Annotated in this window: 20 protein-coding genes and 1 pseudogene; 15 read left to right on the top strand and 6 right to left on the bottom strand. The window is 67.8% G+C overall.

Annotation, left to right across the window (positions count from 1 at the left end; translation table 11 throughout):
* Positions 1-10: 10 nt before the first annotated feature.
* On the bottom strand, positions 11-673 hold the full coding sequence (locus MRS60_RS30800) for a hypothetical protein (protein WP_034182528.1): 663 nt from the start codon (positions 671-673) through the stop codon (positions 11-13).
* Positions 674-842: 169 nt separating this feature from the next.
* Positions 843-1,829 carry a LysR substrate-binding domain-containing protein gene (locus tag MRS60_RS30795; protein WP_243567194.1) on the bottom strand — a complete coding sequence of 329 codons (987 nt, stop codon included), beginning with the start codon at positions 1,827-1,829 and terminating at the stop codon, positions 843-845.
* 57 nt (positions 1,830-1,886) lie between these two features.
* Here MRS60_RS30795 and MRS60_RS30790 point away from each other — a divergent pair, with 57 nt between their 5' ends.
* The 3 genes from MRS60_RS30790 to MRS60_RS30780 all read left to right on the top strand — a co-directional run bounded on the left by MRS60_RS30790 (position 1,887) and on the right by MRS60_RS30780 (position 4,963).
* Positions 1,887-2,786 carry a DMT family transporter gene (locus MRS60_RS30790; RefSeq protein ID WP_243567192.1) on the top strand — a complete coding sequence of 300 codons (900 nt, stop codon included), beginning with the start codon at positions 1,887-1,889 and terminating at the stop codon, positions 2,784-2,786.
* A gap of 632 nt (positions 2,787-3,418) precedes the next feature.
* Positions 3,419-4,573 carry a branched-chain amino acid ABC transporter substrate-binding protein gene (locus MRS60_RS30785; protein WP_243567190.1) on the top strand — a complete coding sequence of 385 codons (1,155 nt, stop codon included), beginning with the start codon at positions 3,419-3,421 and terminating at the stop codon, positions 4,571-4,573.
* An 87-nt stretch (positions 4,574-4,660) separates the two neighbouring features.
* The gene (locus tag MRS60_RS30780; RefSeq protein ID WP_034182532.1) at positions 4,661-4,963 is read left to right on the top strand and encodes a hypothetical protein; all 303 of its coding nucleotides are present in this window, start codon (positions 4,661-4,663) and stop codon (positions 4,961-4,963) included.
* A gap of 93 nt (positions 4,964-5,056) precedes the next feature.
* On the opposite strand, the pseudogene ydiJ reads toward MRS60_RS30780, so the two are convergent.
* Positions 5,057-8,102, bottom strand: a pseudogene (ydiJ, locus tag MRS60_RS30775) (D-2-hydroxyglutarate dehydrogenase YdiJ).
* Positions 8,103-8,254: 152 nt separating this feature from the next.
* Here ydiJ and MRS60_RS30770 point away from each other — a divergent pair.
* Positions 8,255-9,142, top strand: coding sequence for a LysR substrate-binding domain-containing protein (locus tag MRS60_RS30770; RefSeq protein WP_243567189.1), 888 nt, complete (start codon positions 8,255-8,257; stop codon positions 9,140-9,142).
* A 28-nt stretch (positions 9,143-9,170) separates the two neighbouring features.
* Here MRS60_RS30770 and MRS60_RS30765 read toward each other — a convergent pair whose 3' ends face one another.
* Positions 9,171-10,022 carry a LysR substrate-binding domain-containing protein gene (locus tag MRS60_RS30765; protein WP_034182535.1) on the bottom strand — a complete coding sequence of 284 codons (852 nt, stop codon included), beginning with the start codon at positions 10,020-10,022 and terminating at the stop codon, positions 9,171-9,173.
* Between the two features lie 106 nt (positions 10,023-10,128).
* On the opposite strand from MRS60_RS30765, the gene MRS60_RS30760 reads away from it, so the two are divergent.
* Positions 10,129-10,776, top strand: a complete 648-nt coding sequence (locus MRS60_RS30760) for a LysE family translocator (protein WP_105392027.1) — start codon at positions 10,129-10,131, stop codon at positions 10,774-10,776.
* Positions 10,777-10,836: 60 nt separating this feature from the next.
* Here the strand turns inward: MRS60_RS30760 and sfnG are convergent, their stop codons facing one another.
* Positions 10,837-11,940, bottom strand: a complete 1,104-nt coding sequence (sfnG, locus tag MRS60_RS30755; protein WP_034182536.1) for a dimethylsulfone monooxygenase SfnG — start codon at positions 11,938-11,940, stop codon at positions 10,837-10,839.
* A 35-nt stretch (positions 11,941-11,975) separates the two neighbouring features.
* On the bottom strand, positions 11,976-12,536 hold the full coding sequence (gene msuE / locus MRS60_RS30750; protein WP_034182537.1) for an FMN reductase: 561 nt from the start codon (positions 12,534-12,536) through the stop codon (positions 11,976-11,978).
* A 595-nt stretch (positions 12,537-13,131) separates the two neighbouring features.
* On the opposite strand from msuE, the gene MRS60_RS30745 reads away from it, so the two are divergent.
* The 10 genes from MRS60_RS30745 to MRS60_RS30700 all read left to right on the top strand — a co-directional run bounded on the left by MRS60_RS30745 (position 13,132) and on the right by MRS60_RS30700 (position 23,499).
* On the top strand, positions 13,132-14,289 hold the full coding sequence (locus MRS60_RS30745) for a sigma-54 interaction domain-containing protein (RefSeq protein ID WP_175749273.1): 1,158 nt from the start codon (positions 13,132-13,134) through the stop codon (positions 14,287-14,289).
* 238 nt (positions 14,290-14,527) lie between these two features.
* Positions 14,528-16,228 (top strand): dihydroxyacetone kinase family protein, encoded by a 1,701-nt coding sequence (locus MRS60_RS30740; protein ID WP_243567187.1) that lies wholly within the window; start codon positions 14,528-14,530, stop codon positions 16,226-16,228.
* Positions 16,229-16,433: 205 nt separating this feature from the next.
* The gene (locus tag MRS60_RS30735; protein WP_175749275.1) at positions 16,434-16,913 is read left to right on the top strand and encodes a MarR family winged helix-turn-helix transcriptional regulator; all 480 of its coding nucleotides are present in this window, start codon (positions 16,434-16,436) and stop codon (positions 16,911-16,913) included.
* Positions 16,910-19,042, top strand: a complete 2,133-nt coding sequence (locus MRS60_RS30730; RefSeq protein WP_243567186.1) for an FUSC family protein — start codon at positions 16,910-16,912, stop codon at positions 19,040-19,042. Before MRS60_RS30735 ends, MRS60_RS30730 begins: the two co-directional genes overlap by 4 nt.
* Positions 19,043-19,076: 34 nt before the next feature.
* Entirely contained in the window at positions 19,077-19,289 is a 213-nt protein-coding gene (locus tag MRS60_RS30725) for a DUF1656 domain-containing protein (protein ID WP_034182541.1), read from the top strand.
* Position 19,290: 1 nt separating this feature from the next.
* Positions 19,291-20,268 carry an efflux RND transporter periplasmic adaptor subunit gene (locus MRS60_RS30720; RefSeq protein ID WP_243567184.1) on the top strand — a complete coding sequence of 326 codons (978 nt, stop codon included), beginning with the start codon at positions 19,291-19,293 and terminating at the stop codon, positions 20,266-20,268.
* Positions 20,265-21,773 carry an efflux transporter outer membrane subunit gene (locus tag MRS60_RS30715; protein ID WP_243567183.1) on the top strand — a complete coding sequence of 503 codons (1,509 nt, stop codon included), beginning with the start codon at positions 20,265-20,267 and terminating at the stop codon, positions 21,771-21,773. Before MRS60_RS30720 ends, MRS60_RS30715 begins: the two co-directional genes overlap by 4 nt.
* Before the next feature lie 189 nt (positions 21,774-21,962).
* Positions 21,963-22,388, top strand: coding sequence for a TOBE domain-containing protein (locus tag MRS60_RS30710; RefSeq protein WP_034182544.1), 426 nt, complete (start codon positions 21,963-21,965; stop codon positions 22,386-22,388).
* Between the two features lie 86 nt (positions 22,389-22,474).
* Positions 22,475-23,077: a nitrogen fixation protein NifQ gene (locus tag MRS60_RS30705; RefSeq protein WP_243567182.1), complete on the top strand. Its 603-nt coding sequence runs from the start codon at positions 22,475-22,477 to the stop codon at positions 23,075-23,077.
* 56 nt (positions 23,078-23,133) lie between these two features.
* Complete coding sequence (locus tag MRS60_RS30700) at positions 23,134-23,499, top strand: bleomycin resistance protein (RefSeq protein ID WP_243567180.1); 366 nt, start codon at positions 23,134-23,136, stop codon at positions 23,497-23,499.
* Positions 23,500-23,593 lie beyond the last annotated feature (94 nt).

The raw sequence follows: 23,593 nt of genomic DNA, 5'->3' as shown, positions 1-23,593 counted from the left end.
CACGCAAAAATCAGGATGCCCCTTCGCAGTCCGTCCAGTACGCAAACGGATCGCGATGTTTGGGATAGTGTTCGTCAAGCCATTTCAGCAATGTCGCACGGGCATTGTCCATGTCGGCTTTCAACGACGAGGTCGTCAATTCGTGCACTTCGATGGACTTTTCCCGATCGATCACGAAGCAGTTCCAGTCGGGGCCGTCGAGATCCGGATCGTCGGACGCCTTCGACGACTTTCCCCAGCCGAACCCCTTGCGTGCGTCGATGTAGTACCGCGGGTTCACTTTCAGATACGACATCTCGCCGCCCTGCAGGCTGCTCTCCGCGCGCAGCACATCGTGTCCGTCGACGATCTGCGTGACTTCCGGAAGCCGGCGCGATCGCCATCCGGCAGGCAGCTTCGCGATGGCCTGAACGCTGTCGTACGTTCCCCACTCGAGGCCCCACGCTTCGGCCATGCGCTTCATGAACGCGTCCGCACCCGGATAGCCGCGCAACTGGATTCTGGTCGATAGCGTCACTTCAACGCGGCCGTCGGCGTCGACGGACACATCGTCTCCCGCCGCCTCGAACGGATTGCCCGGGCGTGACGCACTCTTCGCGTCCGCGGGCGCAATGCCCGAGAACAACTGATCGAGCGCCGCACGCGCTTTCGACGACTTGTCTGGTCTGTTCATCGTGTACCTCCCGTGCATCCGAACGGCTGCAAAATTTCTCGATTTGCGTTCATCTCTCCGACCTCTTCGTTTTCCGCGGTCGCATGTCGACGATCCCGCGGCCCATCTTCATGTATACAGGCACAGGCCCCGAGCGCGCCGCCAAAGCAGGCCCCCACGCCTCCACCACCTAACCCTGCTGCGTCAACGCCGCCCGCATCCGCTCCATCAACGCGAGCACCTCCGGCCGATTCTCTCCCTTCGCATGCACGAAGTGGTACGTGAGCAGCGAATCGACCTCGTGGCGGCTCACCCGGACGAGCTCGCTGCGCTTCAGAAACGCGTCCGCGAGCGGCGTCCGCGCCAGCGCCACGCCGAGCCCGGCTTCGGCTGCCGCCAGCACCAGGTTGTAATCCTCGAAGCGGCGATCCTGCGCACGCGGCTTGAACGGAATGCCCAGCGCGTCGAACCACGTGCGCCATCCGGTCACGTCGGAATCGTGCAGCAGCGGCATCTCGAGCAGCGCGGCGTCGCCGTGCCGGCGGCGCGCCTTCGCCAGTTGCGCGGCGAGCCGCGGATGCGCGACCGGATAAAGCCGCTCCGGCATGAACGCGCGGGTTTCGAGCTGACGCCAGTTGCCGCGCCCATACCGGATCGACAGATCCGCTTCGCCGCCGGCGATATCCACGTTGCGAAGCTCGATGCCGAGTTCGATGCGCAGCGCGGGAGCCTCGCTCTCGAGCGCATGCTGCCGCTCGAACAGCCAGAGCTGCGCAAATGCCGGCACCACGCTCATCCGGACCAGTCGCGGCGTACGCGGCGAGCGCCACTGGTCGGCCGCGCTGTCGATGATCGCGAACGCCTGTTCGATCCGGCCGACGAAGCGCTGCCCGTCCGGCGTCAGGCGCACACCGCGTGCATGACGTTCGAACAGCGCCATGCCCAGCCAGTTTTCCACGGCGGCCACCCGCCGGCTGATCGCGCCGTGCGTCACGCCGGAAACGTCGGCGGCCGCCAGGAACGAACCCTGACGCGCCACCGTGCACACGGTCTCCAGGCTGGCAAGCGGCGGCCGCGGGCCAGGCGCCGGCGCTGCAACCGGCAGCGCATCCGCAACCTGACGCGCACGCGCCGGACTGTCGGCTCGCCGCCGCACCGAGCTGTGAGCCATGGTCATATCCGGATGTTGATCTGTGCGCTAGCTTAACATCTCGCAACATCGCACCATTGCCGCATGAATACCCTTTCCTCACCGTCGTCGCGCGGCGCGCGACAACCGCTGGTCGCGGCAGGCGCGGTCGCTTTCACGATCGTGTCGTGGGCCTCCGCATTCCCGTTCATCCGGATCGGCCTGCACGGCCTGGCGCCACTGCAACTCGCGGCGGCGCGCTTTGCCACCGCCGCGTTGCTCGTGATCGCGTGGCTTGCGTGGCGGCGGCCTCCGAGGCCCGCGAAACGCGACGCGTTGCGCTTCCTGGCCTGCGGTTTCCTCGGCATCGCACTCTATAACGCACTGCTCAATACCGGCGAGCAAACCGTGTCGGCCGGCGCGGCGAGTTTCATCGTGAACACGCTGCCGATCTTCACGGCGCTGCTTGCCGCCGTGTTTCTCGGCGAACGATTCAATCTCCGGGGGTGGCTCGGTTCGCTGGTCAGTCTTGCCGGTATTGGCGTGATTGCGCATGGTCAACCGGGCGGGCTTGTCCTCGGCTCGGGGAGCACGCTGATTCTCGGCGCAGCGCTGTGTTCGGCCAGCTACTTCGTGTTGCAACGGCGGCTGATTCCCGTGTACGGCGCGCTGCCCTGTGCCGCGTACACGCTGCTGGCCGGTGCGCTGCTGCTCACGCCCTGGTTGCCCGGCGCGCTCGCCTCGCTCGGCGGTGCGTCGCACGACACGACGCTGGCGGTATTGATCCTCGGCGTATTTCCCGCGGCACTCGGTTACGCGACCTGGACCTTCGCACTCGGTTACTTCGGTGCGGCGCGCGCCGCCAACTTTCTCTATCTTACGCCAGCGGTGGCGACAGCCCTGTCGATGATGCTGACGGGCGAGCGGCCGGACATCGAAACGCTATGCGGCGGCCTGCTGGCGATTGCAGGCGTGGTCTTCGTCGCATTGCGCGGACGTTCGTAGGATCGCGGTTGCATCGGATGGCATTACCTGCCCGACAGTCTGGAAGCGGCCGGTCCAGGCAAGCCCCGGCATGTGCAAAGCCGATTGCATTGTACGGGCTGTCGACTTGCGCCAATTCGTCGATGCTGCCGGACTTGACCGTTAGTTGCATGTGAGAGATATCGCGCTCGATGAAGTATTCCAAGAACCCGGCTGCGCGCTCGCGAGTGGCCAAACTGTGCAGACAAATCGACCGAACAGTTCCCGACTGACCGCCCATCAGTGTCCATGGCTTCGCCCCTGCAACCGGCCGAATAATGGATGCGGCCGTAAGGCCATCGACAGCGAATCGCGGCCTGGCCCGCCACGGCGCACGATTTCCGGCCTCCGGAATCCGCGAAATCCGGGCGCCGAACCGTACCGTGCCCGCCCCGTCATGGGATTCGCTGCAGCGCGCAAAATCGGCTTCGGATATATTCATACGAATTGCATCGCGCCGGCCGATAGTCCGCCCGCTCGCCCGGGCGGCCCGTCACACGGCCGGGCGCGATGCAACTGAAGCCCATGATGGGTATGGAGACTCGTCCGATCGCCCCGGCCCGCAGCCGGCCGGTCGAGACGTCCAAGAAAGACATTCAATTCGGAGATGGCAGATGGAACGAAGCATTGTCGGCATGCGCTGCAAACCCCTGATCACCGTTGCACTGGCCGCCGCTGCGTTCGCGGCAGCGTCGACCGCGATGGCCGACCAGGTCGTGAAGATCGGCAGCGTCGAACCGACGACGGGCGGCATTTCGCACCTCGGCAAGGACAACGAGAACGGCGCGCGCCTCGCGGTCGAGGAAATCAATGCGAAGGGGCTGACGATCGGCGGCAAGAAGATCACGCTGCAGCTCGACGCACAGGATGACGCGGCCGACCCGCGGCAGGCGACGCAGGTCGCGCAGAAGCTCGTCGACGACAAGGTCGTCGCCGTCATCGGCCACCTGAACTCGGGCACGTCGATCCCGGCGTCGAAGATCTACAGCGATGCGGGCATCGTGCAGATCTCGCCGTCGGCCACCAACCCGACCTACACGCAGCAAGGCTTCAAGACGACCTACCGCGTCGTCGCGACCGACGCGCAGCAGGGCCCGGCGCTCGCAAGCTACGCGCAGTCGAAGGGCGTGAAGAGCGTGGCGGTGATCGACGATTCGACCGCTTACGGCCAGGGCCTCGCGAACGAGTTCGAGAAGAAGGCGAAGGCGCTTGGCCTGAAGGTGCTGTCGCACGATGCGACCAACGACAAGGCGGTCGACTTCCGCGCGATTCTCACGAAGATCAAGGGCGAGAACCCCGACGCGATCATGTACGGCGGCATGGACGCCACCGGCGGCCCGCTCGCGAAGCAGGCGAAGCAGCTCGGCCTGCGCGCGAAGATCCTGTCCGGCGACGGCGTGTGCACCGACTCGCTGGCCGAGCTGGCCGGCCCGGCAGCCGACAACGTGCTGTGCTCGCAAGCCGGCGCGGCGCTCGAGAAGATGCCGGGCGGTGCTGCGTTCGTCGCCAAGTACGAGAAGCGCTTCAACCAGGGCATCAAGTTCGATGCGCCGTTCGCGTACGACGCGGTCTACATCGCCGTCGACGCGATGAAGCGCGCGAACTCGACGGACCCGGCGAAGATCCTCACGGCGATGCCGGCGACGAAATACGACGGCGTGATCGGCACGACGACGTTCGACGCGAAGGGCGACCTGACGCACGGGATCATCTCGATCTACGGCTACAAGACCGGCAAGAAGACCTTCCTCGACCAGGTCAAGATGTAACCCGCGTTGGCGCCGGCACGACGGGAACGCCACCCGTCGGCGCCGGCGCCGTGCGGGCCGATTTCTGAATCACGGAGACGAAGCAACATGTGTGCAATGGCGTATACCGAATTTCAGCAGGAGTTGAGAAAAGCGCAGCTGACGTCGCGCGAGTTCGCGCGTCTGATCCGGATGAACGAAAGCTCGATCACGAACTATTCGAGCAAGGGCACGGTGCCCTCCCACCTCGCGGTCATCGCGAAGCTGATCGGCGCGCTGGCCGCGCACGAGATCGACTTCCGGCGCGTGATCCGGCAAATGCGGATCGAACCGAAACGGCCGCGCGGCGTCGGCGCGTTTCCCGCGGCCGACAAGCCGCGTGCGCGGAAAACCGCGAAAGCCGATTCCTGACTGACCCTTTCGCATGCGTCGATGGCGGCACTGAGATTGCCGCGCGACGCGCGATGCCGTCACACAGGCAGCGCAGCGCGCGCCGCCCGATCGTCACCCCGACGCACGAACGTGATCGAGCAGCGCCTGCAACGGATGACGCAACCGCGTCGACGACATGCGTTTCACCTGGCTGCGGCACGAATACCCGGTCGCCAGCGCCTCGCCTTGGTCCTCCGGCGCATCGACGTGCGCGGCCCACGACTGCGAATAGATCGTCTTCGACGTCTGCAGGTTGCGCGCCTCGTGCCCATACGTGCCGGACATCCCGCAGCACCCGGTCGCCTGAACCTGCAAACGCAGCCCGCGCCGCGCGAATACCTGCGCCCATTGCTTGCCGCTGTCGGGCGCATTGGTCTTCTCGGTACAGTGCGGCAGCAGCCGGTATGCACCGGACACGCCGCCCGCGCCGGCTTCCGGCAGCGCCTGCAGCAGCCATTCCTGCGGCAGCGCGACCTTCGGCACATCGGTGAGCCCCGTCACCTTCAGGTATTCCTGCCGATACGTGAGCGTCATCGCCGGATCGAGGCCGACCAGCGCGACGCCCGACTGCGCGAGCGCCGCAAGCTGCGCGGCATTACGGATCGCCGCCTTCTCGAACGCCCGCAGAAAGCCCTGCACATGCAGCGCCTTGCCGTTCGGCGCGAGCGGCGCGAGCCACACCTGAAAACCCACGCGCGCCGCCAGCTCGATCAGCGTCGCCAGTTGCTCGGTATCGAAATAACGCGTGAACGTGTCCTGCACGATGACGACGCTGCGCGCGCGCTGCGCGTCGCTCAGCGCCGCGAGCGCGTGCGGGTCGGCCGGCTTCACGCGCCATTGCCGAATCACGGCCGCGAGATCGAAGCGGCTCAGCAGCGGGCTGTCGACCATGCCGACCTGCCGCTCCAGCAGCGTGCGCACCCACCCCGCACGCATCAGCCCGTTGTACAGCGCGGGCACCCGCGCCATCCACGGCATCGTGAATTCGAGCGAGCCGATCAGGTAGTCGCGCAGCGGCCGCTGATAACGACGGTGATACAGCTCGAGAAAGCGCGAACGGAATTCGGGCACGTTGACCTTGACCGGGCACTGTCCCGCACACGACTTGCAGGCGAGGCACCCGGCCATCGCGTCGTACACCTCGTGCGAGAAGTCGGCCGCGCCGCTGCGCGCGGCGCGGCTGTTGCGCCAGCGGGCGGCAACGCCGCTCAGGAACGGCTGCCGCGCGCGCCGCCGCGACGACGTCGACACCGGCCTGCCCTTGCAGGCGCAACCATTCGCGCATCAGCGACGCGCGCCCCTTCGGCGAATGCACGCGTTCGCGCGTCGCCTTCCACGACGGGCACATCGCATCGTCCGGATCGAAGTTGTAGCACGCGCCGTTGCCGTTGCAGTGCATCGCGGTGCCATAGCTCTGCCACACGCTCTCGTCGATCTGCCGGTCGTGGTCGCCGCGCGTCGGCACTTCGTCGATCTTCAGCAGCCGCATCGTGTTCTCCGGCGGCGTCGCGATCTTGCCCGGGTTGAACTGGTTGTGCGGATCGAACGCGGCCTTCAGTTGCTGCAGCGACGGATACAGCTCGCCGAAAAACGCCGGCGCATATTCGGAGCGCACGCCCTTGCCGTGCTCGCCCCACAGCAGGCCGCCGTGACGCTGCGTGAGCTCGGCCACCGCATCCGACACGGGCCGCACCAGCGCGGCCTGCCGCGGATCCTTCATGTCGAGCGCCGGACGCACGTGCAGCACGCCCGCGTCGACATGGCCGAACATTCCGTACTGCAACCCGTGGCCGTCGAGCAGCGCGCGGAATTCGGCGATATACGCAGCGAGGTTTTCGGGCGGCACCGCGGTGTCCTCGACGAACGGCTGCGGACGCGCCTCGCCCTGCACGTTGCCGAGCAGGCCGACCGCGCGCTTGCGCATCGCATATACGCGCTTAACCGCATCGTCGCCTGCCGCGAGCGTATGGCCGAGGCGCTCCACGCTCGTATCGGTGCGCAGGTGGTCGACGAACGCGCGCACGCGCGCATCGACGTCGTCCGCGTCGTCGCCGCTGAATTCGATCAGGTTGATGCCGAGCGTCGGCCGCTGGTCGTCCTGAGGAAAATATTCGGCCACGCTGCTCCACACGAAGTCCTTCATCGCGAGCATCAGCACCTTCGAGTCGACCGTCTCGATCGACAGCGGCTGGTGCTCGATCAGCGCGCGCGCATCGCGCAACGCGTCCATGAAACCCGCGTAGCGCACGTTGACCAGCACTGCATACTTCGGGATCGGCAACACGTTGAGCTTCGCCTCGACGACGAAGCCGAGCGAGCCCTCTGCGCCGCACAGCACGCTGTTCAGGTTGAAGCGGCCATCGGGTTCGCGCAGGTGCGCGAGGTCATAGCCGGTCAGGCAGCGATTGAGCTTCGGAAACTTCGCTTCGATCAGCGCCGCCTTGTCGTCGCTGATGCGCCGCGCGGTGCGGTAGACCTTGCCGACGCGGTCCTGCCGCGCACAGCGGCGCTCCAGCTCGTCGTCAGCGAGTGCGGCGCTGTGCAATTGCTCGCCGCCCATCAGCACGAAGTCCAGCTCGAGCACGTGGTCGCGCGTCTTGCCGTACGTGCAGCTGCCCTGCCCGCTCGCGTCGGTGTTGATCATCCCGCCGACGGTCGCGCGGTTCGACGTCGACAGCTCCGGCGCGAAAAACAGCCCGTGCGACTTCAGCGCCGCATTGAGCTGATCCTTGACGACGCCCGCCTGCACGCGCACCCAGCGCTGCTCGACGTCGATTTCGAGGATCCGGTTCATGTTGCGCGACAGGTCGACGACCACGCCGTCGGTCAGCGACTGCCCGTTGGTGCCCGTGCCGCCGCCGCGCGCGGCCACCGCGACGTCGCGGTGCGCGGGTTCCGCGAGCAGCCGGGCCACCAGCCGGACGTCGTCCGCATGCGCGGGGCAGATCACCGCTTGCGGCAGGCGCTGGTAGATCGAGTTGTCGGTGGCCTGGACCGTCCGGTTCGCATGGTCCGCGCGGATTTCCCCGGCGAACCCGGCGGCCTGCAGCGCGGCGAGAAAGTCACGGTACGCGTTCGCGGGCGGGCTGGCGGGACGGGGCAACGGGGCGATCGACATGGGGTAAAGGCGCAAGGTGGGTGAACCGGTGTGCTCGCGTGCTTCGAAACATGAGTTTTGAGCAAGTTTCCATGCAACCGGGAATTCCAGTATCTTGGTAAATTCCGCGAGAAACAAACGAATTCTCGCCCGGCGAATATTGCATAAAACTCATGAATTACCGTCGCCTCACCCCGTCGATGTCGCTGCTGCTCGTGTTCGAGGCAGCCGCGCGGCACGAAAGCTACACGCGCGCAGCCGAGGAACTGTCGCTGAGCCAGAGCGCGATCAGCCGGCAGGTCCAGACGCTCGAGGATCAGCTCGGCGTGCCGCTGTTCCGGCGCGAGGGCCGCTCCGTGAAGCTGACCGAAGTCGGGCGCCGCTACTTCGTCGAGCTGAGCGGCGCACTGGGGCGCATCCGCGGCGCGACGCTGCAGGCCATGTCCCACCAGGCAGGCGCCGGCACGCTGCGGCTCGCGACCTTGCCGACGTTCGGCTCGAAATGGCTGCTGCCGCACCTGCACGACTTCTACGCCGCGCATCCGGGCGTGACCGTGCATCTTCATTCGCGGATCGGCGCGATCGATTTCCTCAACGACGACCTCGACGCGGCCATCACCGTCGGCGCGGACGACTGGCCCGGCCTGCACGCGCATCGGCTGTACAACGAGTTCCTGATCGCGATCGCGAGCCCCGATGCGGGCAGCCGCAAGGCCGGCGCGCGCTCGCCGGCCTGGGCCGCGAAGCAGACGCTGCTGGGCGTGACGAGCAACCAGCAGGCGTGGGCGGAATGGTTCACGCACTATCGGCTCGATCATCGCCAGATGCGCATCGGCCCGAGCTTCGAACTGACGTCGCACCTGATCCAGGCCGTGCGGGCCGGGATGGGGATCGGGCTGGTGCCGAAGGTGCTGGTGGAAGACGAACTGAGCCGCAACGAACTCGTGTCGATCGGCGACGCGATCACCAGCCAGCGCAGCTACTACCTCGTCTATCCGCCGGGGACCGAGACGCTGCCTTCGCTCGTCGCGTTCCGCGAATGGCTGCTGGCGTCGTGCTGAAACACGGCCGCCGGCGGGCCGCCCGGGCTCAGGTACGCCATTCGCCGAGAATCTGCTCGGCCAGGTAGTCGCACGGCGGGCGCGCGGACTGCGCGCTGCGCGCGAGCACGACCTCGAGTTCGCCCAGCGGCGGCAGCCCGTGGCTTTCCGACAGCTGCACGAGATGATCGGGAATGCAGCAGCGCGCCAGCGGCGCGACCGCGAGCCCGGCCTCCACCATGCTGAGAAGGCCCAGGTGGCTCGGGCTTTCGTACGACATCCGGTACGGGATCTTCCGCCGGTTCAGCGCCTTGACCGCGTGATCGCGCGCCATGCTGCCGCCGTGCGTGAAGAAGGCCACCGGCAGCGGCCGCTCCTCCCATACGTTGCGTTTCGGCGACCCGACCCACACGAGCGGCTCGAGCCGGATCAGCTCGCCGGTCACGCCCTTGATCCGCGTGAGGCAAGCGAGGTCCACCGTGTTGTCCTTCAGCATCGGCACGAGCGCGCTGCTCGGCTGGCCGATCACGCGCACTTCCACGCGCGGGTGCATCGCCGCGAATTTGCCGAGCACCTGCGGCAGCAGCGACGAAATGTAGTCGTCGGGCACGCCGATCGTCACGCGGCCGCGGATCTCCGGGCGCACGACAGATGCCCACGCCTCGTCGCGCATCGCCAGCATCCGGCGGCCGTATTCGGCGAGCGTCCTGCCGTCGTCGGTAGCCGTCACGTTGCGCGTGTCGCGGATGAAAAGCGGCTTGCCGAGCGCGTCTTCCAGCGCCTTGATCTGCATGCTCACCGCCGACGGCGAACGATGCACGGCCTGCGCGCCGTGCGCGAACGATCCGGATTCCGCGACAGCCACCACCATCGCCAGCACATCGAGGTCGAGCTTTTTCATTTTATTCAGAGAATCTGATCAATCGATTCAGTTTATCCCGTTTTACTGTTCGCCTCCACGGTCGGACAATGAATCCCGTCAGCACTCGTTGCAGGAAGCGGAAAACATGCATACGTCCGGATCGCTTTACGGATTTCTCGTCATCGGCGGCATGCTCGCGGTCACGCCGGGGCCGAACATGGTCTACGTGATGTCGCGCTCGATCGCGCAAGGGCGCGCGGCCGGGCTCATTTCGCTGGCCGGCGTGATGATCGGCTACCTGTTCTACATGTTCGGCGCGGCGTTCGGCATCACGACGCTGTTCATGAGCGTGCCTTATGCGGGCAGCGTGCTGGGTGCGGTCGGTGCGGCCTACCTGCTGTACCTCGCATGGCAGGCGGTCAGGCCCGGCGGGCGTTCGCCGTTCGAGGTGCGGGCGCTGCCGAACGAGCAGCCGCTGCGGCTGCTGGCGATGGGCGCGACGACCAGCGTGCTGAATCCGAAGCTCGCGATGCTGTTCGTGTCGCTGCTGCCGCAGTTCATCGACTACCGGCAAGGCAGCGTGTTCGGCCAGTCGCTGTTTCTCGGTTCACTGCTGATCGCCGCGTTCGCGTCGGCAAACGGGCTGGTGGCGATCTGTTCGAGCAGCATCGCGAAATTCCTGCACGGGCGCCCGACGCTGCTGCTCGCGCAGCGCTGGGCAATGGGCCTCATCCTCGGCAGCCTCGGCGTGCAGATGGTTGTCGATGCATCGAAGATGGCGGGCGTGGCGTGAGTGCCGCGCCGGCGCGGCGCGGACTCCCGCAATCGCGAGCCGCGCGCCGGCCGGCATCCGTCACGCGGCGACTGCCTGCCGCTGCGCCTCGAGTTCGCGCACGAGCGGCAGCACGCGCTGGCCGAAGTACTCGACTTCCTCGATGAAATGCAGGAATCCGGCCAGCACGAGATCGACGCCGATCGCCTTCAGCGCGACGATCCGTTCGGCAATCTGCTGCGGCGTGCCGATCAGGTTCGTGCGGAAGCCGTCGTTGTACTGCACGAGATCCTCGAACGTGGATTTCGCCCAGTTGCCTTCGCCTTCCGGCGACGCCTTGCCGGCCTCTTTCACCGCATCGCCGAACGCATGCACGGCCTCGACGTGCGCGTGCCGGACGATGTCGTCGAGCACGGCCCGCGCCTCTTCCTCGGTATCGCGCGCGATCACGAACGCGTTGACGCCGATGCGAACGCGATGGTTGTTCGCGGCTGCCTTCGCGCGGATGTCGTCGATCTGCGCCTTCAGGTTCTCCGGCGTATTGCCGTTCGTGAAATACCAGTCGGACACGCTCGCCGCGTTGTCGCGCGCCGCGCGCGAGCTGCCGCCCTGGAAGATCTCCGGATGCGGTTTCTGCACGGGTTTCGGGCTCAGCGTGTAGTCGTTGAAGCGGTAGAAATCGCCCTTGAACGTGAAGTTGTCCTGCGTCCAGATGCCCTTCAGCGCCTGGATGAATTCCTTCGAGCGCCGATAGCGTTCGTCGTGCTCGAGCCACGGTTCGCCGATCGCGGTGAATTCGCCCTTGAACCAGCCGCTCACGACGTTGATCGCGATGCGTCCGTTCGAGATGTGATCGATCGTCGCGAGCTGCTTCGCAACCACCGCCGGATGCCACGGCCCCGGCAGGATCGCGGCGAGCACCTTGAGCTTCGTCGTCGCATGCAGCAGCGCCTGGCTGAACGACACCGACTCGTGCTGGTATTCGGCGCCGTAGCCGGCCGTGAAGCGGATCTGGCTCAGCGCGTAGTCGAAGCCGGCCGCTTCGGCCGTGCGCGCGAGCTGCTGGTTGTATTCGAGGCTCCAGTCGGTGCGCTGCTCGATCGTGCTGACGACGAGGCCGCCGCTGACGTTCGGCACCCAGTACGCGAATTTGACGCCGTCGGCGGAAGGGTCGGTAAGGCTCATGAAGGTGTCCTGGTCGAAGGGAAAACGGAAGCGGCTTACGCGGCCGCGGCGGAAAGCGCATGCGGGCGCAGTTGCGGCACCGCGCGATCGACGGCGAGCGCGATGCGCGCGCGCAGCGCCGGGTTCGCGATTTCGTATCGGTCGAAATCGCTTTCGGATGCGTACACGCCGATCGGCAGCGTGCGCGCCTGGAAGAAACTGAACAGCGGCCGCAATTGATGATCGATCACGAGCGCATGGCGCTCGCTGCCGCCGGTGGCGGCGAGCAGCACGGGCACATCGACGAGCGCGTCGTGACGCACGAGGTCGAACAGGTGCTTGAAGAGGCCCGTGTATGACGCGCGATACACGGGGCTCGCGACGACGAGCGCGTCGGCCGTCTCGATCGCGCGGATCAGCGCTTCGAGGTCGGCCGGCACCTGCGCGCGCGTCAGTGCACCGGCCAGCCGGCCGCCGATCTCGCCGAGTTCGATCAGCCGCGTATCGATCGGCAGCGCGGCGCCGAGCGCCGCGACGATCGCGTCGGTCAGCGCCAGCGTGCGCGACGGCCGTTGCAGGCCGCCCGATATCGCGACCACATTGATCGCATTGCTCATTGGTTGCATTCCCATTGTCGAGTCGGGCGCCAACGCACCCGTCACGTCATGGTTCCGCAAGGAGCGTGCCAATGCTGCGATCGCCATGAAAAACGATCGTATGCATGACGAAATGCGTCGCAATCGACAGCCTGTCGCGGCGTATTCGCCGATCACCGCATGTCGATAAGCGTGCCAGCCGGCGCATCACAACCATATTCCGCAGCGAGATGAATCACGGGAAACAGCTGTGCTGATTCGCTGCTTCCTGATCAGCAGCACGATGTATGTCTTGGGCATCTTTCCGTTTCCGCTTGGAATCCGGAACGCACGCGGCACCCGTTCGCAGCGATCGCGTGTCGCCGCAACGCGGCACATCGCTGCGGCAGTGTCGAAACCGATGCTTTATCAACGTCCGCACGCCGCATTTCGCTTAACCGGGCGACATCGCGTTACGCAACTGCGTCCAGCGCAGCAATCCGGCATTGGTTATCAGAAATCGATGTTTCCCGCGTTGCGCAAAACGTTGAACACTCTGCTGATCACGCAGCACCCGGTCAGCAACGTTCATCGCGAACCTGACCGATCCGCGCAGCGACCCGATGCCTACACAGCCATGACATCCCATTCCGTATCGCCTCGCGCAGCCGACCTGCGCGTCGTCACGCCGTCCCGCGACGAGCCGGGCCCGTCCGACGCCAGGCAAACAGCCGAACGCCTCGCGCCCGTCCTCACGCTGCCCGACCGGCCTGCGCTCGCGACGTCGATCCGCGCCCGCGCGCAGGTGTTCGTCGATCCGCGTTCGGTCGCGCTGCTCGAGCGGATTCGCCTCGTCGCACCGAGCGACGCGAACGTGCTGATCGTCGGCGAGACGGGCACCGGCAAGGAACTGATCGCGCGCCACGTGCACAGCCTCAGCCGCCGCAACAACGGGCCGTTCGTCGCCGTGAACTGCGGCGCGTTCTCCGAAACGCTGGTCGAGAGCGAACTGTTCGGCCACGAGAAAGGGGCGTTTACGGGCGCGTTCAGCGCGAAACCGGGCTGGTTCGAAGCCGCGAACGGCGGCACGCTGTTTCTCGACGAGATCGGCGACCTGCCGCTGTCGATGCAGGTCAAGCTGCTGCGCGTGCTGCAGGAGCGCGAGGTCGTGCGGCTCGGTTCGCGCACGAGCATGCCGATCGACGTGCGCGTGGTCGCCGCGACCAACGTCGACCTGCAGCAGGCGGTCGCGACCGGGCATTTTCGCGGCGACCTGTTCTACCGGCTCAACGTCGTGCAGCTCGCGGTGCCGACGCTGCGCGAGCGACCGGGCGACATCCTGCCGCTCGCGCGCCACTTCTTCGACGACTACCGCAGCCGCCTCGGCTACGGGCCGCGCAGCATCGATCCGCGCGCCGAGCGCAGGCTCGAGGCGCACGGCTGGCCCGGCAATATCCGCGAACTGGAGAACGTGATCCATCATGCGCTGCTCGTAAGCCGTCACGATTCGCTGCAGGACACCGACCTGCACATTGCATCGCCGTGCATGCCGGCGGCCGCCGCGCGCGCGCCGGATGCGTCCGCCGCCGCGCAGGACGCGCTCGAACGCGCGCTGCGCGACCTGTTCGACGACGGGCACGGCAACCTGTTCGAACGCATCGAGGACACCGTGATGCGCGTCGCGTTCGAGTTCAGCCACCGCAACCAGATCCAGGCGGCGCGGCTGCTCGGCATCAGCCGCAACGTGCTGCGCGCGCGGCTGATTCGCGCGAAGGAGATCGCGGCGGCGAAGTAGCAGCATCCCCCGGGCGGACCATCGCTCGCCCCGGCACGGCACGATCGCGCCCGCGATCCGTGCAGCGACGTCCCGACCTGATGTATCGTGGCGCGAAGCGCGCGCCCGTCGCCGCATCCGGTCGGCGATGCCGACCCTGCCTGCGACAGGGCACCCGCACGATCATCCGCTGCACGAAAGCCGTCCGGCGCCCGCGCGTGCCCGACCGAGCCCCGTTCACCCGTCAGGAACCGTCGCCATGAAGAAGCTTGTGAACCGCCCGTCCGATGTCGTGCGAGAAATGCTGGAAGGCATCGCGCGGCAGTCGCCGCATCTCGCGATCCTCGGCGACGAGCTCGTGCTCGTCCGCCAGCCGCTGCCCGAGCCGGCGCAACGGCCCGTCGCGATCCTCTCCGGCGGCGGCAGCGGCCACGAGCCCGCGCATGGCGGCTACGTCGGCGAAGGGATGCTGAGCGCGGCCGTGTGCGGCGAAGTGTTCACGTCGCCGTCCACCGACGCCGTGCTTGCCGCGATCCGCGCGAGCGCCGGCCCGAACGGCGCGCTGCTGATCGTGAAGAACTACACGGGCGACCGGCTCAATTTCGGGCTCGCCGCCGAGCTCGCGCGGGCGGAAGGCATTCCGGTCGAGATCGTCATCGTCGCCGACGACGTATCGCTGCGCAGCCGTGTCGAGCGCGGCCAGCGGCGCGGGATCGCCGGCACCGTGCTGATCCACAAGCTCGCCGGCGCGGCCGCCGCGCGCGGGCTGCCGCTCGCCCGCGTCGCGGGAATCGCGCGCGAAGCGGCGGCCGAGCTCGGCACGATGGGCGTCGCGCTCGACGGCTGCACGATCCCGGGCGCCGACAAATCGGGCTTCAGCCTCGCCGATCACGAGATCGAGCTCGGCCTCGGCATCCACGGCGAGAAAGGCGTCGAACGCCGCACGCCAATGCCGGCCGACGCGCTGGTCGACACGCTGCTGTCGAGCATCGTCGCCGATCTCGTGCTCGACGGCGGCGAGCGCGTCGCGCTGTTCGTCAACGGTCTCGGCGCGACGCCGGACATGGAACTCGCGATCGTGCTGCGCGCCGCATACGACAACCTGAGCCGGCGCGGCATCGTCGTCGCGCGCGCGTGGGCCGGCACGTTCCTGTCGGCGCTGAACATGCCCGGCTGCTCGATCTCGGTGCTGCGGCTGAACGAAGAACGCGCGGCGCTGCTCGACGCGCCGACGCAGGCGCGTGCATGGCCGGGCGGCGGTGCCGTGAATGCGCACATCCGCGTGGCCGCGGCCGACTCGCACGACGCGCCGCTGCCGCCGCTCGATGCGGCCGGCCGCGCGTGGGCCGCGCGCCTGCAGCCGGCGCTGCACGCGGTCGCGCAGACGCTGATCGATCACGAGCAGACGCTGACCGACCTCGATGCGGCGGCCGGCGACGGCGATCTCGGCGCGAGCATGCTGCGTGCCGCACAGGCGATTCTCGAATTGCCCGAAGCCGTGTACGGCACGCCGGCCGGTGCGCTCGCGGCGCTCGGCGCCGCGTTGCGCCGTGCCATTGCCGGCAGTTCGGGACCGTTCTATGCGACCGCGCTGCTGCGCGCGTCGCGCCGGCTGGCCGATATCGCGGAGCCGTCGGCGCGCGACTGGGCCGCGGCGTTCCGCGGTGCGGTGGATTCGATCAGCGAACTCGGCGGCGCGCACGCCGGCGACCGGACGATGCTCGATGCGCTGGTGCCGGCCGCCGATGCATTCGACCACGCGCTCGACGGCGATCGCGATCCCGCGAGCGCCTGGACGGCGGCCGTCGAGGCCGCCGAACACGGTGCGCAGCAAACGGCGCGCATGACGCCGCGCGCGGGGCGTGCGAGCTATCTCGGCGAGCGCGCGATCGGCACGCCGGATGGCGGCGCGGTTGCAGTGTCGTATTGGTTGCGCGCGTTGCAGCCGCACGTGCGGTAAGCGCAAACGCGCCCGGGCTCACCGTGCGCTATCTCGTCCGCCCGGGCAACAGCGTCGCCGATGAATGGAGGGAACGCAGAGCGTGCGCTATGCAACGGTCGCAGTAGCCTGCATCGTCAGCCAGCCATCCTGATGCGACATGACACGCGGGTGACAACAAACCGATAGTTTGCTATCGAATGTTTTTGCCCCTATCATCTCGCCCATGACCAATCTGCACGACCTCCGCCTCGCCGTCAGCAGCCTGCTCGTGCTGTCCGCGCGCAAGTGGCGCCGTACCAGCGACGGCGTGCTGAACGCGTACAACGTGTCCGAAGCCTGCGCGACGCCGCTGTTGATCGCCGGCCGCCTCGGCGAAGGCGTACGGCAGGGCACGCTCGCCGAACACGTCGGCATCGAAGGGCCGTCGCTCGTGCGCCTGCTCGACCAGCTGTGCGCGGCCGGCCTCGCGCGCCGTGACGAGGATCCGCACGACCGCCGCGCGAAAACGATCTCGCTGACGGCCGCCGGCCGCGCGGTCACCGCGAAGATGGAGGAAGACCTGCGCGTGCTACGCGCACAGGTGCTCAAGGGCGTCACGCGCGCCGATCTCGAAACGACGCTGCGCGTGCTGAACGCCTTCAACGCGTCCGACGCGGCGCAGCCCGCGCCGCACCCGCCCCACGCCGCCGATTCCGCGTCATGACCTATCCGAGCCTTCGCGACTGGCTGTTCTCGGGCAAGACGTTCGCCGCGTCGATGCTGGCGCTGTACCTTGGCCTGTATTTCCAGTTGCCGCGCCCGTACTGGGCGATGGCGAGCGTCTACATCGTGTCGAACCCGTTCGTCGGCGCGACGCGCTCGAAGGCGCTGTATCGCGCGCTCGGCACCGCGCTCGGCGCGGCCGCCGCGATCTTCTTCGTGCCGCCGTTCGTCGAAACGCCGATCCTGTTCAGCATCATCGTCGCGACGTGGTGCGGCACGCTGCTCTACCTCGCGATCTCCGACCGCACCGCACGCAGCTACGTGTTCATGCTCGCCGGTTATACGATGCCGTTGATCGCGCTGCCGACCGTGACCGATCCGTCCACGGTATTCGACGTCGCGATCGCGCGCACCGAGGAAATCGTGCTCGGCATCGTGTGCGCGAGCGTGGTCGGCAGCGCCGTGTTTCCGAACCGGCTCGCGCCGACGCTGATCGAGCGCACCGACGCATGGTTCAAGGACGCCGCGTTCTACGGTCGCGAGACGCTGTCCGGGCATATCGCCGGCAAGGCGCTGTCCGCGTGCCGGCAGCGCCTCGCGACGACGATCACCGGCCTCGAATTCCTGCTGAGCCAGTTGGGTTACGACCATGCGCATCCGAGCATCCTCGCGCGGGCGCAGGCGCTCGCGGGCCGGATGCAGTTGTTCTTGCCGCTGATGTCGTCGCTCGCCGATCCGCTGATCGCGCTGATGCGCGACCTGCACGTGCGCCCACCCGCGCTCGATGCGCTGCTGGCCGACGCCGCGAAGTGGTTCGACGCACCGCTGCCGGCCGTGAAATCCGGCACCGACGGCGACATGGCCCACGATCCGGTCGCGGATGATCTGCGCGAGCGCATCGCCGCGCTGCAGCCCGCCGACAGCGCGCTGACGAGCTGGGACGGCGCGCTGCTGTCGAATGCGCTGTGGCGGCTGCGCCAGGTCATCGACATCTGGCAGGACTGCCGCTCGCTGCGCGCGCTGATCGCGAACGAGTCGGGCATCTGGCAGCCGCGCTACCGGCACTGGCGGCTCGGCGGCACCGAGCGCTTCTTCGATCGCGGGATGATGCTGTTCTCCACGCTGACCGTCGTGCTCGCGATCGTGTTCGCATGCTGGCTGTGGATCTCGTCCGGCTGGCACGACGGCGCGGCCGCCGTCACGCTCGTGGCCGTGTCGTGCAGCTTCTTCGCCGCGCTCGACGAACCCGCGCCGCTGGTGTTCAAGTTTTTCCTGTCGACGGCCGCGAGCGTCGTGTTCGCGGGCCTCTACCTGTTCGTCGTGCTGCCGCACGTGCACGACTTCGCGATGCTCGTGCTGATGTTCGCGGGCCCGTTCATCCTGATCGGCACGCTGCTGCCGCGCCCGCAGTTCAATATGGTGACGATGCTCGTCGCGGTGAATACGGCCACCTTCATCAGCATCCAGAGCGCCTACGAAGCCGACTTCTTCGTGTTCCTGAACAGCAATCTCGCCGGCGTTGCCGGGCTGTTGTTTGCGTATCTTTGGACACGCGCGACGCGGCCGTTCGGCGCGGAACTCGCGGTGCGGCGCCTGCTGCGCTCGGGCTGGGAGGACGTCGTGCGCTCCGCATCGACACAGCCGCTCGACGACCAGCGCAACCACGCATCGCGGATGCTCGATCGCGTCACGCAACTGCTGCCGCGTCTCGGCGCATCCGACGACCACCGCCACCCGTCGATCGAAAGCTTCCGCGACCTGCGCATCGCGCTGAACGCGCTCGACCTGCGCCGCTCGCGCCGCCGGCTGTCGGGCGACGTGCCCGACGCGATCGATCGCGTGCTGGCCGGCGTCACCGACCACTACGCGCGCTGCGCGGCCGCGAACGCGCGCCAGCCCGCGCCGCCGGCGCTGCTCGCGTCGATCGACGATGCGCTGCACCGCGTGGCCGGCCGCAACCTGCCGGGCAACGCACCGGCCGACGGCGGTACAGCGCCCGCAGTGCCGGCCACGCCTGCCACGCACCGCCGGCTGCGCGACACGCTGCACGCGCTCGTCGGCCTGCGCCTGTCGCTGTATCCGGCCGCGGCCGCACAAGCGCCGCAGGCACCGGGCGGAGCACGCGCATGATCCGGCTTTCCAACCTGTCTTTCCGAGCGCGACCATGATCGGCGAAATCGACATCTTCGGCGTATTCGTGCCGGCTCCGCTCGTGCTGATGCTGATCGCCTACCTGATCAACATCGTCGTGCGCGCGGTGCTCGAGCGCGTCGGCTTCTACCGCCTCGTCTGGCACCGTTCGATCTTCGACCTCGGCATCTACGTGTTCGTGTTTGCCGCCGTCGTGATCGTTTCCCACCATCTCGCGGCTACCTAACGTGAAAAAATCCTGGCTCTCGGCAGGGCAAATCCTGCTCACCCTGATCGTCGTCGTCGTGGCCGGCCTCGTGCTGTGGCGGATCATCAACTACTACATGTTCTCGCCGTGGACGCGCGACGGGCACGTGCGCGCCGACGTGATCCAGGTCGCGCCGGACGTGTCGGGCCTCATCACGTCGGTACAGGTCGCCGACAACCAGGAGGTCAAACGCGGCCAGGTGCTGTTCGTGATCGACCAGGCCCGCTACACGCTCGCGGAGCGGCTCGCCGAAGCGACGCTCGCGCAGCGCCGCGCGACGCTCGCACAGGCAAAGCGCGAATACGCGCGCAACCTGCAGCTCGGCAACCTCGTCGCGAGCGAGCAGGTCGAGGAAAGCCGCACGCGCGTCGAACAGGGCGAGGCCGCCGTCGCCGATGCGCAGGTGTCGCTCGACACCGCGAAACTGAACCTGCAGCGCACGACGATCGTGAGCCCGGTCGACGGCTACCTGAACGACCGCGCGCCGCGCGTCGGCGAATACGTGCCGGCCGGCCGCGCGGTGCTGTCGGTCGTCGACCGCAATTCGTTCCGCGTCGACGGCTACTTCGAGGAAACCAAGCTGCGCGGCATTCATATCGGCCAGCCGGTCGACATCGTCGTGATGGGCGAGCCGCATGCGCTGCGCGGCCACGTGCAGAGCATCGTCGCCGCGATCGAGGACCGCGACCGCACGCAGGGTGCGAACCTGCTGCCGAACGTGAACCCGGCATTCAGCTGGGTGCGGCTGGCGCAGCGCGTGCCGGTGCGCGTCGTGCTCGACGAGGTGCCCGACGACTTCCGGATGATCGCGGGCCGCACCGCGACGGTTTCGATGCGCGAAGCCGACACGCGCCGCAGCGACAACGCGAAGCCGGCAGCCGCCAGCGCGACGTCGGCAGTCGCGCCGGTATCGGCGGCTTCCGGTGCGGCCGCGAGCACGGCGGGAGCATCGCGATGAAACGGCACGGTCTGCGCCTCGCGGCGGCACTCGCGCCGCTCGCGCTCGCACTCGGCGCGTGCAAGTCCGTCGGCCCCGATTACAAGCTGCCGCAGCAGGCGTACGTGAATGCGCCGCTGGCGAACCATGCGCTCGACGACGCGAACGGCATGCTCGTATCGCGTGATGCGGTGCCCGGTAACTGGTGGCAGCTATACGACGATCCCGTGCTCGACGAGCTCGTGCGCAGCGCGCTGAAGTCGAACACCGACCTGCGCGTCGCCGCTGCCAACCTCGCGCGCTCGCGCGCGGCGCTGGCAGTCGCGAACGAACAGGGCGGATTCTCGGGCGGCGCGGAGGCGGCCGTGCAACGCGCACAGGAATCGGCTGAACAGTACCTGCTCGAAAACAAGCTGCCGATCGTCAACGAAGGCGCGGTCGGTTTCAACGTGTCGTACGAGATCGACCTGTTCGGCAAGCTGCGGCGCGGCGTCGAAGCCGCGCGCGCGGACAGCGAAGCCGTCAGGGCGGCCGGCGACCTGGCGCGCATCACGGTCGTCGCCGACGTCGTGCGGGCGTACGTCGAATCGTGCTCGGCCGGCGACGAGCTGGCGATCGCGAAGCAGTCGCTCGCGCTGCAGAAGCAGCGCGTCGCGCTGTCGCAGCGGTTGCGCGATGCCGGACGCGGCAACCAGACCGACGTGACGCGCGGCGTGACGCAGGTGCGCACGCTCGCCGCCGATATCCCGCGCTTCGAAGGCCGCCGCAAGGTCGCGCAATACCAGCTCGCCGCGCTGCTCGCGCGCTCGCCGGCCGACCTGCCGAAGGCCGTCGCCGAATGCGAACGCCTGCCCAAGCTGCGCCAGCCGATTCCGATCGGCGACGGCGCCGCGCTGCTGCGCCGCCGCCCCGACGTTCGCGAAGCCGAGCGGCAGCTTGCCGCTGCAACCGCGCGAATCGGCGTGGCAACCGCCGCGCTGTACCCGTCGGTCAGCATCGGCGCGTCGGCCGGCTCGGTCGGCCTCGCCGCCGACCTGTTTTCGTCCACGACCAATCGCTGGTCGTTCGGACCACTGATCAGCTGGTCATTTCCCGTCAACGGCCAGCGTGCGCGTGTACGCGAAGCCGAGGCTGCGACGGGCGGCGCGCTCGCGCACTTCGACGGTGTCGTGCTGAACGCGCTGCGCGAAACGCAGTCGAGCCTCGCGACCTATGCCGCCGACGTGCAGCGCACCGATGCACTGCGCACGGCCTACGAATCGGCGCGCAATTCCGCCGACGAAACCCATCGTCTCTACGCGGCCGGCCGCGAGTCGTTCCTCTCCGACCTCGACGCGACGCGCACGCTGACGAGCGTGCAGGCGCAGGTCGCGGCGGCCGAAGGGCAGGTCGCCGCCGATCAGGTGAAGCTGTTCCTCGCGCTTGGCGGCGGATGGGACAGCGACAACGCGGCGACCGCACGGGATGCCCGGCCCGCCACCGCGCGTGCCGCCCCTGCCGCGTCGCCCCCCGCGGCGAACGAGTAATGGCCCAAGCGTCATAGGCCTCGGTATATGGCGTCGGCTTCGTGAAACGCCTTGCGCAAAGGGGTTTCCTGATTCGCGCCATAGCATCCGGAGAACGACGGGACGCCCGCGTTGACGGTAAACTGCCCGATTCACTTCCATTCATCTTCCGCTGCCGCTCCGGCAGCGGCATCCCCTCGGAGAGTCATCATGCGAACCAGCGCCCGCAACCATTTCGCCGGCCGGATCAGCGCCGTCAAGCCCGGTGCCGTCAACGACGAAATCACGCTCCGCACGCAGGACGGCCTCGACATCGTCGCCGTGATCACTCACGGCAGCGCGGCTTCGCTGGGCCTCGCGGCCGGCACGCAGGCGTTCGCGCTCGTCAAGGCATCGTCGGTCATCGTGATGGTCGACGTCGACAGCAGCAAGGTGTCGGCCCGCAACTGCGTCGCGGGCACCGTATCGTCGGTCGCGAAGGGCGCGGTCAATTCGGAAGTCGTGATCCAGGCCGCGGGCGGCGCCGAAATCGTCGCGATCGTGACCAACGACAGCGTCGATCGTCTCGGCCTCGCGAGCGGCACGGTCGCGGCTGCGATCTTCAAGGCATCGAGCGTGATCGTCGGCGTCGAGTGACGCGTGACGAGCGCCGCGATCGTGATCCGGTTTGCGCCGCGCATTCGCGCGGGTCGTGTCGCCCGGCCGTCACGCGGGTGCGCACGATGACCGCCGCACTCGATCGCACCGAACCGCCCTCGCATGAACGGGCGTTGCAGGCGCTGCTGCTCGCGGCGGCCAACGCCGACACGCCCGACACACGCCTGTTCGGCGCCCTCGTTGCGGCACGCGCACGGCGCAACGAACTCGCGCTGCTTGGCCTGTCGCATGCGCAGTGGGTCGGCCTGCTTGCCCGCCGGTTTCCGCGCCTGCCTTCCGCCGATGCCGCCGCACTCGTGTCGATGGTTGCGATGGCGCTGCTGCCATTCGCCCACGCGGCATTCGTCACAACGCTGCACGCGCGGCTGATGGACGACGCGAATCCCGCCGCGACCCGCGACGACGCCGACTGCCTCGCGTCGATCATCGCGCATGCGTGCCTGCGCCCCGACCATCTGTGGCGCGACCTCGGGCTCGACGGACGCGATGCGGTATCGGCGATGCTCGATCGCTATTTCCCCGCGCTCGCCGCGCGCAACGTCACTCACCTGCGCTGGAAAAAATTCCTCGCGCAGGAAGTGGCGACATCGCTCGGCATACCATCGGGGCCCGCCCCCGGATGCCCGGGCTGCGAAGATTTCGGCTTCTGCTTTCCTCACGCGCGATAGCCGCGGCGGCTGCGCTGCCCGCGCGTTTCGTCGCATCGCCAACCGGAGAAACCGCCTTGACCGACATTGCGAGCCCCAACCTGCCGTCGCGCGATTTCGAAACCACGTCCCGCTTCTACGAAAAACTGGGGTTCGTCGAAACGTGGCGCGACGACGGCTGGATGATCCTCAAACGCGGCGACCTGTTGCTGGAATTCTTTCCGCACCCCGAACTCGATCCGGCCGCGAGCTGGTTCAGTTGCTGTTTCCGGCTCGCGGATGTCGGCGCCTTCTTCGACGACATGCTCGCAGCCGGCATTCCGGAGCAAGCAGCCGGCTGGCCGCGTGCGCACCGGCCGGCACGCGAAGCGTGGGGCGGCACGGTCGGCGCACTGATCGATCCGGACGGTTCGCTGATCCGGTTGATCCAGACGGAAGACTAGGCTCGCACCCACTGTCGCTGCCGCGATCGAGCGGCGATGGAAATGCACGGGCGCACGATTCGACGCACGCCCCATAAACGGTCACCTTGCGATG

This window comes from Burkholderia pyrrocinia (genome assembly GCF_022809715.1).
Classification (GTDB): Bacteria; Pseudomonadota; Gammaproteobacteria; order Burkholderiales; family Burkholderiaceae; genus Burkholderia; species Burkholderia pyrrocinia_C.
The sequence above is the reverse complement of the archived record's forward strand: the minus strand, read 5'-3'. Positions and strand labels throughout refer to the sequence as shown.

Coding starts and splice junctions, on each gene's coding strand:
- MRS60_RS30800 (WP_034182528.1), bottom strand. CDS start 673: ATGAACAGACCAGACAAGTCGTCGAAAGCGCGTGCGGCGCTCGATCAG.
- MRS60_RS30795 (WP_243567194.1), bottom strand. CDS start 1,829: ATGACCATGGCTCACAGCTCGGTGCGGCGGCGAGCCGACAGTCCGGCG.
- MRS60_RS30790 (WP_243567192.1), top strand. CDS start 1,887: ATGAATACCCTTTCCTCACCGTCGTCGCGCGGCGCGCGACAACCGCTG.
- MRS60_RS30785 (WP_243567190.1), top strand. CDS start 3,419: ATGGAACGAAGCATTGTCGGCATGCGCTGCAAACCCCTGATCACCGTT.
- MRS60_RS30780 (WP_034182532.1), top strand. CDS start 4,661: ATGTGTGCAATGGCGTATACCGAATTTCAGCAGGAGTTGAGAAAAGCG.
- MRS60_RS30770 (WP_243567189.1), top strand. CDS start 8,255: ATGAATTACCGTCGCCTCACCCCGTCGATGTCGCTGCTGCTCGTGTTC.
- MRS60_RS30765 (WP_034182535.1), bottom strand. CDS start 10,022: ATGAAAAAGCTCGACCTCGATGTGCTGGCGATGGTGGTGGCTGTCGCG.
- MRS60_RS30760 (WP_105392027.1), top strand. CDS start 10,129: ATGCATACGTCCGGATCGCTTTACGGATTTCTCGTCATCGGCGGCATG.
- sfnG (WP_034182536.1), bottom strand. CDS start 11,940: ATGAGCCTTACCGACCCTTCCGCCGACGGCGTCAAATTCGCGTACTGG.
- msuE (WP_034182537.1), bottom strand. CDS start 12,536: ATGAGCAATGCGATCAATGTGGTCGCGATATCGGGCGGCCTGCAACGG.
- MRS60_RS30745 (WP_175749273.1), top strand. CDS start 13,132: ATGACATCCCATTCCGTATCGCCTCGCGCAGCCGACCTGCGCGTCGTC.
- MRS60_RS30740 (WP_243567187.1), top strand. CDS start 14,528: ATGAAGAAGCTTGTGAACCGCCCGTCCGATGTCGTGCGAGAAATGCTG.
- MRS60_RS30735 (WP_175749275.1), top strand. CDS start 16,434: ATGACCAATCTGCACGACCTCCGCCTCGCCGTCAGCAGCCTGCTCGTG.
- MRS60_RS30730 (WP_243567186.1), top strand. CDS start 16,910: ATGACCTATCCGAGCCTTCGCGACTGGCTGTTCTCGGGCAAGACGTTC.
- MRS60_RS30725 (WP_034182541.1), top strand. CDS start 19,077: ATGATCGGCGAAATCGACATCTTCGGCGTATTCGTGCCGGCTCCGCTC.
- MRS60_RS30715 (WP_243567183.1), top strand. CDS start 20,265: ATGAAACGGCACGGTCTGCGCCTCGCGGCGGCACTCGCGCCGCTCGCG.
- MRS60_RS30710 (WP_034182544.1), top strand. CDS start 21,963: ATGCGAACCAGCGCCCGCAACCATTTCGCCGGCCGGATCAGCGCCGTC.
- MRS60_RS30705 (WP_243567182.1), top strand. CDS start 22,475: ATGACCGCCGCACTCGATCGCACCGAACCGCCCTCGCATGAACGGGCG.